Source organism: Acinetobacter sp. RUH 2624 (assembly GCF_000162375.2).
Classification (GTDB): domain Bacteria; phylum Pseudomonadota; class Gammaproteobacteria; order Pseudomonadales; family Moraxellaceae; genus Acinetobacter; species Acinetobacter nosocomialis.
The window spans coordinates 1-10509 of sequence record NZ_KI391942.1 but is presented as its reverse complement, the minus strand read 5'-3'; the positions used below and the strand labels follow the sequence as shown (position 1 = coordinate 10509).

The window sequence follows — 10509 nt, the reverse complement described above, 5'->3', positions numbered from 1 at the left end:
GTTTTAAGACACCAAATCAAATGGCCGAAGACTTTTATAAATTGGCTGCCTAGAATCTCCCAAGGGAAAGTCTCCTGATAATTCAGCGTATATCATGAATCGGCAGTCTCTGTATAATAAACAGTTCCCGGCGGCTTTTTTTCTATTTCGAAGGCTTCTGTCGCAAAGTAATACATCAATGCTGAGCCTAAAACTATCTCTAACATAAGCACTTGGTCTAAATGGTGGCCTAACCGGCCTTATTCATTTTATTCTTAGAGCAATAGCTCTACATCCCTGTGTGTTGAAGATACCTTTTTTTTTTGTAAAAAACAGCTTTTTTTTAATCTTTTTGATGAATGCATAGTTTTACATTTATAAACTGTTAATTAATTCTCATTTCAAATGTTTTATATTCTTTCTTATTATATAAGCTAATATTATTTAAATAGAAAAGTATAGATATTAGTTTTATTAAGATAAATAAAAAAGCGCGTATAAACGCGCTTTTTATCAGTCTTTAAATTAGTGACCAGAAATAGTAATTGTAGAAGTTCCTACATTTAAACCTTGAATTTCTAAATCACCAATTGAAGCATTAGCTGCCGCACCTAGGTGTACGCCCTGTGCATAAACGTTCATACCTTGTGTGCTGTTATTTTGGATACGTAAACCTGTAGGTACAACAGAAATATTTGCTTTGACATCCAAATCACCCGTTGTATTACCTGAACCACGAACCATTACTTTGTCTAGGACAATTTTACCACCACCAGCAGCATCATTAATACCAAAGTTAGATAGTGTTAAACCACCTTGCAAGCTAGAGTTCACTTTGATCATTGCGCCTTGCGGAGTTGAACCTAACTGAACATTTGCAGAAATTTGCCCCAAAGATAAATCTAAACCAGAGATAATTTCAGTTGGAGCAGTTTCAGTAATACCACGTACAGCCGTAGTTGTATTTAATGTACCAGAAGTACCTACACCAATTGAACCAACATGCACGTCAACCGCACCTACTGTTGCTGCAACGTTTAAGAAAGCACCATTTGAACCTGAAGCACCATTTGTATCAATCGCTAAATCTAAAAGGTTACCTGTACCTTTTTGAGTTACCGTAACGCCACTAATTGCGATTGAACCTGCTGTACCTGAAGCGCCAGTAATACCTGTTGATGTTGCTAAACCATCATTATCGTGTAGGTATAATTTATCGATAGAAATACCACCAGAACCCAAAGCAATACCGATATTAATACCGTCTTGACCTGTAGCAGCACTAAGCGCTGCATCATCCATTGATTGCATTGCCATAGCATTTGCACTGATAGCTAAAGAAGAAACTAAAGCAAGTTTAGTGAACATTTTCATTGAGCACTCTCCCAAGAGCATTTATTTTTTGACTTAACCACTCTTACTGTCTCAAGTTGCATTTTTCTTTTGTGGCAACCGAAACTTCCAATCCTTGAGTAGTTTTGCTTAGCAATTACTAAATTACAGCTACGTTAATTTTTGTTCAACTACTGTAATGCATTTTTTGCCAATTACCCGACAAACGGTACCGATATTGATTGCCCGTTCGAATTCATAAATTATTAGCAAAACTGAAGAATTGTTCGGTTGTTTTTTCCACGAAATATTAAACTCTTTCGACTCATCCGTTTGATGGACTAGAAGTTGTAGTAAACTATGTCACCTCTTCCAAGTACTTATATGTTTAAAATGTCTCAGTTAAAGAAAAAAATCTCTTTAGAAAGCTCTCAATCTGCTGCCGATATTTTAAAAAAATTAGAAGAGTTAATCGGGCTTGTATATCTTCATGATGACAAAAATCCGGTTATTGGGTTTCTTCCAAATAAATATTTAATTATTCAAAATTATAAAAATTTTTTATTTAAAAAATCGGACCTAAATAATTATCAAACTTCATCTGATATACAGAGTCTTATAGATTTTTCTCAATTTCAATCCCCAGATCTAAAAAACAAAAATATTGAAACTATAAGCTTTAATGGAGGATATATTGGTTTTATTAGCTATGACTTCTCTGCGAATCAATTTATAAATAATCAATTACATGAACAACCTTCTTTATTTATAGGTTGCTATCATTCTTTTATTAAAAATATAAATAATGAATGGTATTTTTTTAGCGATGAAAATAATGCATTAGAAATTTTTAAATATATTTCAGATTTACTCAAAAAACCTTCTTCTAAACTAAAAAATAATATTTTTAAATTAGAAGAAAATATTCATCCTCGTTGGACTAAAAATAAATACTTAACTGCCTTTCATAAAATACAAGAATATATTAAAGCAGGAGATTGTTATCAAATTAACCTTACTCAAGAATTCAGTGCAAATTTTACCGGCTCATTATTAAATAAAGCAGAAGAGTTGTGGAATTTAACTAATGCTCCATATGCTGGTTATTTGAAGTTAGAAAATTTTGAGTTATTAAGCTGCTCTCCTGAATTATTTATTGAGTTTGATGTAGATAAGCAAATTAAAACCAGACCGATCAAAGGTACTATGCCTCGTTTTAAAAATGAAGAACAAGATTTACTTTCAAAGCAAACCTTAAAAAACTCTAAAAAAGATCAAGCAGAAAATGTCATGATCGTTGATTTATTACGTAATGATTTGAGCGTTTATGCCAATACTGGCTCGGTAAAAACAACGAAGTTATTTGAAATTGAAAGTTTCAATCAAGTTCATCACATGGTAAGTGAAGTTACGGCTACACTTAAAAAGGATATTAATCCTATGCAAATGTTACTCACTGCTTTACCAGGAGGTTCAATTACAGGAGCTCCTAAAATTCGAGCAATGCAAATTATTGAAGAGTTAGAAGGTGCGCCAAGAGGAGCATATTGCGGGACTCTGGGGTATTTTAATTTCGATGGCACGGGACGTTGGAATATTTTAATTCGCAGTTTTCAACAATATCAAAACCAACTCTCTATTTGGGCGGGTGGCGGTATTACGATTGCCTCAGAAGCTGAGGCTGAATATCAAGAAAGTCTTGATAAAATCTCTGCTATGCTGAACTTAATGAACAGCACAGCAGAATAAATATTAAAGAATATCTTGCTTCAATGTTTGAACTAAACGCGCATTTTGTTCATCAGTTCCAACCGTAATACGTAAAAACTGATTAATGCGAGGCTTATTGAAATAACGGACAATAACGCCCTGCTCACGCAACTTTTGTGCTAATTGCCCAGCATCATATTGCGAATGAGTAGCGAATATAAAATTCGCTTTCGATGGCAAGACGTTAAAGCCAAGTTCCGTTAAATCACGAACAAGTTTTTCTCGACTTATAATGACCTTTTGACACTGTTCTTCAAAATAGGCTTGATCTTCAAAAGAAGCGACAGCCGCTGCAATAGCAAATCGATCAATTGGATATGAATTAAAACTATTTTTTACCGCTTCAAGTGCTGCAATCAAATGTGACTGAGCAATCGCAAATCCAACGCGTAAACCAGCCAAAGAACGAGACTTTGAAGTTGTTTGGCACACTACAAGATTTTCATAACGGTTTATCAAACTTACAGCTGACTCAGCACCAAAATCAACATAAGCTTCATCAATCACAACCACACGGTCTGGATTAGCTTGTAACACTTGTTCAATCTCTGCCAAGCTTAACGCAATACTGGTTGGTGCATTTGGGTTGGTAATAATAACTCCACCATTAGGCTGAGTATAATCTTTGACATCAATCTCGAAATTCTCATTGAGTGGAATTTCTTTTGTTTTTGTTCCAAAAAACTGGCTATAAACTGGGTAAAAACTATAAGTGATATCTGGATATAGAATCGGTTCTTCTTGAAGGAAAAATGCTTTAAAAATATGAGCAAGCACCTCATCAGAACCATTACCTACAAAAACTTGAGATACATCAATATCCTGTTGCTTAGCAATCGCTTGTTTTAAAGCTGTAGCATCCGGATCTGGATATAAACGAAGCGCATCAGCTTGTTCATGTAGTACAGCTTGAACTGCTTCTACTACTTTGGGTGATGGCGGATATGGATTTTCATTGGTATTTAATTTCAATAAATTCTGGATTTTAGGTTGTTCACCTGGCACATAAGGCTCTAACTCACGAACCTCAGGACTCCAAAAACGCATTTGTGCTGTAGATACACTCATAGTCTTATCTCAAAAAAGGGCTGAAAGTCAGCCCTGAATAATCATTAAAAATACTAAAAGGCTTAAAGCTTATTGATAACGATAACGAGCCGAACGTGCATGGGCATCAAGATTTTCTTGAACAGCAAGGACATCAGCCGTCTTAGCTAATGTTTTAACGCCCTCTTTTGAGCACATAATCAAGCTAGAACGCTTTTGAAAATCATATACACCAAGTGGCGATGAGAAGCGCGCTGTACCAGATGTTGGTAATACGTGGTTTGGACCAGCACAGTAATCACCAATTGCTTCAGGTGTATAGCGTCCCATGAAAATTGCCCCTGCATGACGAATGTCTTCGCTCATTGCTTCAGCATCATCAAGACATAACTCCAAATGCTCTGGTGCAACCTGATTAATCAAATCAACAGCTTCTACACGGTTTTTTACTAAAACTAAAGCCCCACGATTTTCAATCGATGTACGTGCAATATCAGCTTTTGGCAATTCACTTAAATGTTTTTCAATTGCAGACTCTACAGCTTCTAGCAATGCTTCATCTGGAGTAATGAAAATAGCTTGAGCCACTGTGTCATGTTCAGCTTGAGATAATACATCCATCGCTAACCATTCAGCGTTATTTACACCTTCTGCATATACTAAAATTTCAGAAGGCCCAGCAATCATATCGATACCAACCTGACCAAATACAGCACGTTTTGCTGCTGCTACAAATCGGTTTCCAGGGCCCGTAATTTTATCAACACGTGGAACGGTCTGAGTACCATAAGCTAAAGCAGCAACAGCTTGTGCACCACCAATAGTAAATACTCGGCTAACACCAGCTAAATAAGCAGCAGCTAAAACGAGTGGATTTAGTTCACCATTTGGCGCAGGCACCACCATAATAATTTCAGGTACACCTGCCACATGTGCAGGCACTGCATTCATAAGTACAGATGAAGGATAAGATGCAAGTCCGCCTGGTACGTAAATACCAACACGGTCAAGTGGAGTCACTTTTTGTCCTAGGGTGTTACCTAAATCATCTACATAAGTCCAGCTATCTTGTTTCTGAGCCTCATGAAATGTACGAATACGATCAGCCGCGAGTTGTAAGGCTTCACGAATCTCTTTGTTTAAACCATCAAAAGCAGCTTTAAGTTGTTGTTGAGACAATTCTAGATCGGAAAATTGATGCGCTGGATGTCGATCGAACTGTTGAGTAAGTTTTAAAACATGATCATCACCATGCTGACGAACATCAGCAATAATTTGATCTACTGTTTGAACTAAATTAGGATCATTAACAGTTTCAAAAGCTAAAAGCTCGGCAAAAACCTGTTTGAAGTTCTGATCTTGAGTCGATAAACGTCGCATCAATTTACCCACAAGGCGAAAAAGAAAAACCAAGTTTACTCTTTTTCTAGACTCTTGTGGGCATCATATCTACAACTATCGCAAAAGCATGATAGGAAATTACTTTTAACGTGATTGAACAGCATGTTCAAGTTGGGAAATGATAGGGTTTAATAAGCCTTGTTTACGTTTAAAGCTCGCTTTATTAACAATAAGGCGTGAAGATACTTTACAAATTTCTTCTAATGGTTCAAGACCATTTGCTCGCAAAGTATTTCCGGTATCCACGACGTCAACAATATAATCACCTAAACCAACGAGTGGTGCCAGCTCCATAGAACCATAAAGCTTAATAACATCCACCTGCTCACCTAAGCTTGCATAGTATTGACGAGTTAGATTGACGTACTTAGTCGCAATTTTTAGACGACCTTTTGGACGTTCCATTCCTACTTTACCAGCAGTCATTAATTTACATTTCGCAATCTGCAGGTCTAATAGCTCATAAACATGCTGAGCACCATGTTCCATAAGCACGTCTTTACCGGCTACACCTAAGTCAGCTGCACCATTCTCAACATAAGTTGGCACATCAGACGCACGTAAAATCAAAATACGAACTTGCTTGTGAGTGGTAGGAAAAATTAACTTACGCGATTTTTCCGGGTCTTCAAGTAGGTTAATACCTGCTGTAGCAAGTAAAGGTAAAGTTTCTTTTAAAATACGTCCTTTACTCAGTGCCAAGGTCAAACCATGATCAAAATTACCCATTACGTTAAAATTAGGATCATCGTTTCTTACGTCATTCATTAACTTACTCGCTTAATTTTGGCACCTAAACCTTGAAGTTTTTCTTCGACATGCTCATAACCACGGTCAATATGGTAGATACGGTCAATTAATGTATCACCTTCAGCAACCAAAGCCGCTAAAACCAAAGAGAATGAAGCACGTAAATCTGTTGCCATTACAGGTGCTGCCTGTAATTTTTCAACACCAGTCACAACAGCATCATGACCTTCAACCTGAATATTAGCACCCATACGTGACAATTCAGGAACGTGCATGAAACGATTTTCAAAAATGGTTTCAGAAATCGTTGCAAAGCCACGACCAATTGCATTTACGGCCATAATTTGTGCTTGCATATCAGTCGGGAATTCAGGATGCGGCAATGTTCTAAAGCTTACTGCTTTAGGACGCTTACCCAACATATCCAATTCAATCCAGTCGTCGCCACGGGTCACTTCAGCACCCATTTCTTCAAACTTGTCTAAAACAGATTCAAGTAATGAAGGATCTGTATGTGTTGTTTTTACACGACCACCAGTAATAGCCGCTGCAGCCAAGTAAGAACCTGTTTCAATACGGTCTGCAACAACTGCATACTCACAACCATGTAGACTTTCAACACCAGTAACAACGAGTGTATCGGTATCTATACCTTCAATTTTTGCGCCCATTTTAATAAGCATTTGGGCAAGGTCAGTAATTTCAGGTTCACGCGCAGCATTACGAATTGTAGTTATACCATCCGCTAAAGCAGCCGCCATTAAAATATTCTCAGTACCACCGACAGTGACCATATCGAAGACTACTTCACCGCCTTTAAGTCGACCATCTACAGTCGCATGGACATAACCATTTTCGACTTCGATATGAGCACCTAACGCTTCTAAGGCTTTTAAGTGTTGATCTACTGGTCGAGAGCCAATTGCACATCCGCCAGGTAATGAAACTTTGGCATTTCCGTAACGCGCTAATAATGGTCCTAAAACCAAAATAGATGCACGCATTGTTTTTACAAGTTCATAAGGCGCAAACTGGTTATCTAAAGTCGAGGTATCAGCTTTGACAGTATCGTTCTCATAACTGATCGTGACGCCTAAACCACCAATTAATTTCACCAAAGTATTTACATCTTTAAGATTTGGGACATTGGTTAATGTAATTGGAGAGTCAGCAAGAATCATTGCCGCAAGTAATGGTAAAGCCGCATTTTTAGCACCAGAAATGCGTACTTCCCCTTCGAGCTTAACACCGCCCGTAATTAAAAATTTATCCATTAATATTTAAGCTCCGAAAAGGCTTGCTTTGCGCCATTCATCTTTGGTCATCGCACGAATTGTTACGGCATGAACTTCGCCACTTGCAATATAAGTATTTAATGGTGCATAAACTGCTTGTTGACGGGCAACAGTACGCTTACCTTCAAATTGATCATCCACAATACGGAGGTCAAATTTTCCAGCCTGTCCGCTCACCGCTACTTCCGCTTCAGGAAAAGCTTCTTTTAAAATTTGAGTGAGCTGTTCACTATTCATTGCAAAGACCTCTGGCACAACCTACGGTGTAAAACGAAGTATTTTACTATAACTTTTTCAAAGAATTCAGTACGTGTTTATATTTTATCAATAAAAAAGAGGCTATATTTCAAGCCTCTCTCAATTATTAAAAACTTATTAAATAGAAACAGCAACTTGCGAATACGTACATTGCATTTTCCGATATTTTAACAATTGTTTTTTTAGTTTTTCAGTCAGTTTTTTAATTGAAGTATACATATCATCTGCTGTTGCTTGAGCAAATAGTTCAATTCCCGGTAACCGGACTATTGCTTCGGCCACATGATTAGAACTACCTTTATGCGATCGCTTATCAATCTGATGATCTTTGGTTAATTTAATCTGCATACTATTCACCTGATCAAGATGTTTTGTTAACTGATTAAATTTTGCTTTAATATTTTCTTCTATAGCTGGTGTAATTGCTAAATGATGTCCACGAATCGTTATTTGCATAATTCTATCCCTCACCTTTTTGGGTTATATAAAGAAGAACTAAAACGATTTAATGCAATCTAAAAAAGATGATTTGGGACAATTAAATCATTCTAGCTACTCCTTTTGGTGAAATTGAAATTTCATTATTTCGTCATAATGAATATCTAGAATAGTCATACTTCAAAATCTAGATCAAGACTTTTCTTTCGGATGACGATGGAATATGTAACGATTCTCGATATTTTGCTACAGTCCTTCTAGCCACTTCTATCCCTTCATCTTTTAACAAAGCAGCAATTGCATTATCAGACAATGGTTTACGTGGATTTTCATTGGATACCAACTTTTTAATCATAGCTCGAATGGCGGTAGAGGAAGCCTCCCCGCCTGCTGTTGTTCCCACGTGACTAGAAAAGAAGTATTTCAACTCAAAAAGTCCACGTGGTGTTAGCATATATTTATTTGTTGTGACCCGAGAAACTGTAGACTCATGTAATTCCACTTCCTCAGCAACGTCCCGTAGTACCAACGGTTTCATTGCTTCAGGACCTATTTCAAGAAATGCTTTTTGATGCTCAACAATACAAGTCGCAACTTTTAATAAAGTTTTATGGCGCTCATCAATGCTCTTTATAAAATTCTTGGCTTCAAGCATCTGATTACGCAGATATAAATTATCATCACTCTGATCTGCCCTACGAATCATACTCGAATAAAAAGAATTAATTCTTAGTTTTGGCATCACATCAGGATTTAACTGAACTTGCCAATGTAAATCCTTCTTAGCAACTACTACATCAGGAATTTGATATTCTGATTCTTGCTTTTCAAAATCCATACCTGGGTAAGGCTTTAGTGTTTTTAGCAAATCAACTGCAAACTTTAACTGATCTTTAGAAAGACCTGTTTGTTTTAATAATTTATTGAGATCGTTCGCAATCAATAACTCATAATATTGAAGAAGATTTTTAGCTTCTTTTAAATATTCAGTTTCTTTAGGTAAAAACTCTAACTGAACTTTTAAACATTCGGCAAGATTACGAGCACCAATGCCAATTGGATCAAGCCGTTGTATATGCTTTAAAACAACTAAAACTTCATCTTCCTCAACATCTTCCTCAATATCCATATCATTTAATAGATGTTGTACAGCTAAGATTATCTCTTCTATCTCAGCATCTAAAAATCCCTTATCATCTAAGGCATCCACAATACAATAAGCAATCAACTGATCTATTTTTGAAAAATGCAATAAATTGACTTGTTCTAACATATGCTCTTTAAGTGTCATCTGAACTTGACGGTTATCCTCACGCTCTTCAAATTCAGGTGTAGCCAGAGCTGTAGACTGATGGGTATAAATGTCATCCCACTCAGTATCGACAGGTAAATCATCAGGTAAATGGTTTGCATTTAACTCTGTAGTAAGATCATCTGCCTCTTTTTTTTCTAAAGTAGATAAACTTTCTGCTATTGATTCATCTTCCACTTTTTCAAGTAATGGATTACTATCTAATTGAATTTGAATTTCTTGCTCTAATTCTAAACTTGAGAGCTGCAGTAAACGGATTGCCTGCTGCAATTGAGGTGTTAACGATAAAGAGTTCGCAACTTTCAATCCAACAGATAATTTCATATATTTCTCTTTCCAAAAAACAAGCAAAAATCATGCCTATTCATTATTTATAGCATATAGTAATGGTTTATCCTATATATTGACTCAGCATTTCATGAGAAAAGTAGTAATTTAATCTTCTAAAATAATATTAAGGTTATTTTGAGTTATATCTAATGATCGATTGAGGATAATCAAAAAAGATGATGTGTGCTGAAAAAACAGGAGGTTTTAACTTGGTAAACTAAACACACTCATCAGGAGTTTACCATGAGCAAGAAACACAAGACTTACACCACAGAATTTAAAGCTGAAGCCATCAAATTAATTGAAGCCAATCAAGGCAATGTCTCGGAAACAGCTAGACAACTTAGCATTTCAATGCAAACTCTTTCAAATTGGAATACCAAAGCAAAGGCTGGAACTTTAGCAGGTACAAAACAGTATTCACCTGATCTAAACGCTCTACTCGAAGAAAATAAAAAACTCAAACAACAGCTCAAAATAGCTGAAATGGAACGTGAATTTTTAAAAAAGGCAGCAGCGTACTTTGCCAAAGAAAGTCAGTAAGGTACGCCTATATGAAACAAAAAAGATATTCTTTTCCAATTACCTTAATGGCTC

9 protein-coding genes and 2 pseudogenes are annotated in these 10509 nt (G+C 36.4%); 2 read left to right on the top strand and 9 right to left on the bottom strand.

Translation table 11 applies throughout. The annotated features are described in order from the left end of the window. Positions 1-95: 95 nt before the first annotated feature. Both HMPREF0014_RS26185 and HMPREF0014_RS24820 read right to left on the bottom strand, forming a co-directional pair. Positions 96-206, bottom strand: a pseudogene (locus HMPREF0014_RS26185) (peptidase); the annotation flags it as partial. A gap of 298 nt (positions 207-504) precedes the next feature. Then, complete coding sequence (locus HMPREF0014_RS24820; protein ID WP_006581682.1) at positions 505-1353, bottom strand: DUF6160 family protein; 849 nt, start codon at positions 1351-1353, stop codon at positions 505-507. Between the two features lie 351 nt (positions 1354-1704). Between HMPREF0014_RS24820 and HMPREF0014_RS24815 the strand changes: the two genes are divergently transcribed. Continuing rightward, the gene (locus HMPREF0014_RS24815; protein WP_031944401.1) at positions 1705-3060 is read left to right on the top strand and encodes an anthranilate synthase component I family protein; all 1356 of its coding nucleotides are present in this window, start codon (positions 1705-1707) and stop codon (positions 3058-3060) included. A 3-nt stretch (positions 3061-3063) separates the two neighbouring features. Here HMPREF0014_RS24815 and hisC read toward each other — a convergent pair whose 3' ends face one another. The 7 genes from hisC to HMPREF0014_RS24780 all read right to left on the bottom strand — a co-directional run bounded on the left by hisC (position 3064) and on the right by HMPREF0014_RS24780 (position 9906). Beyond that, a complete protein-coding gene (gene hisC / locus HMPREF0014_RS24810) occupies positions 3064-4149 on the bottom strand; it encodes a histidinol-phosphate transaminase (protein WP_006581684.1) in 1086 nt (361 codons plus the stop codon). A gap of 69 nt (positions 4150-4218) precedes the next feature. Beyond that, on the bottom strand, positions 4219-5508 hold the full coding sequence (gene hisD / locus HMPREF0014_RS24805) for a histidinol dehydrogenase (RefSeq protein ID WP_025465687.1): 1290 nt from the start codon (positions 5506-5508) through the stop codon (positions 4219-4221). 105 nt (positions 5509-5613) lie between these two features. Continuing rightward, entirely contained in the window at positions 5614-6297 is a 684-nt protein-coding gene (hisG, locus tag HMPREF0014_RS24800; protein ID WP_002050281.1) for an ATP phosphoribosyltransferase, read from the bottom strand. Further along, positions 6297-7553, bottom strand: a complete 1257-nt coding sequence (gene murA / locus HMPREF0014_RS24795) for a UDP-N-acetylglucosamine 1-carboxyvinyltransferase (RefSeq protein WP_006581686.1) — start codon at positions 7551-7553, stop codon at positions 6297-6299. Before murA ends, hisG begins: the two co-directional genes overlap by 1 nt. Positions 7554-7559: 6 nt before the next feature. Beyond that, the gene (gene ibaG, locus HMPREF0014_RS24790; protein WP_002050455.1) at positions 7560-7811 is read right to left on the bottom strand and encodes a BolA family iron metabolism protein IbaG; all 252 of its coding nucleotides are present in this window, start codon (positions 7809-7811) and stop codon (positions 7560-7562) included. Between the two features lie 138 nt (positions 7812-7949). After that, entirely contained in the window at positions 7950-8288 is a 339-nt protein-coding gene (raiA, locus tag HMPREF0014_RS24785; RefSeq protein ID WP_001167461.1) for a ribosome-associated translation inhibitor RaiA, read from the bottom strand. A 169-nt stretch (positions 8289-8457) separates the two neighbouring features. Next, positions 8458-9906, bottom strand: a complete 1449-nt coding sequence (locus tag HMPREF0014_RS24780; RefSeq protein ID WP_002050391.1) for an RNA polymerase factor sigma-54 — start codon at positions 9904-9906, stop codon at positions 8458-8460. A 249-nt stretch (positions 9907-10155) separates the two neighbouring features. Between HMPREF0014_RS24780 and HMPREF0014_RS24775 the strand changes: the two are divergent. Then, a pseudogene (locus HMPREF0014_RS24775) lies at positions 10156-10509 on the top strand (transposase); the annotation flags it as partial.

What these genes read in the sequence shown, in the direction of transcription:
- HMPREF0014_RS24780 (WP_002050391.1), bottom strand. Translation starts at nt 9,906, where the DNA reads ATGAAATTATCTGTTGGATTGAAAGTTGCGAACTCTTTATCGTTAACA.
- HMPREF0014_RS24815 (WP_031944401.1), top strand. Translation starts at nt 1,705, where the DNA reads ATGTCTCAGTTAAAGAAAAAAATCTCTTTAGAAAGCTCTCAATCTGCT.
- hisD (WP_025465687.1), bottom strand. Translation starts at nt 5,508, where the DNA reads ATGCGACGTTTATCGACTCAAGATCAGAACTTCAAACAGGTTTTTGCC.
- murA (WP_006581686.1), bottom strand. Translation starts at nt 7,553, where the DNA reads ATGGATAAATTTTTAATTACGGGCGGTGTTAAGCTCGAAGGGGAAGTA.
- raiA (WP_001167461.1), bottom strand. Translation starts at nt 8,288, where the DNA reads ATGCAAATAACGATTCGTGGACATCATTTAGCAATTACACCAGCTATA.
- ibaG (WP_002050455.1), bottom strand. Translation starts at nt 7,811, where the DNA reads ATGAATAGTGAACAGCTCACTCAAATTTTAAAAGAAGCTTTTCCTGAA.
- hisC (WP_006581684.1), bottom strand. Translation starts at nt 4,149, where the DNA reads ATGAGTGTATCTACAGCACAAATGCGTTTTTGGAGTCCTGAGGTTCGT.
- HMPREF0014_RS24820 (WP_006581682.1), bottom strand. Translation starts at nt 1,353, where the DNA reads ATGAAAATGTTCACTAAACTTGCTTTAGTTTCTTCTTTAGCTATCAGT.
- hisG (WP_002050281.1), bottom strand. Translation starts at nt 6,297, where the DNA reads ATGAATGACGTAAGAAACGATGATCCTAATTTTAACGTAATGGGTAAT.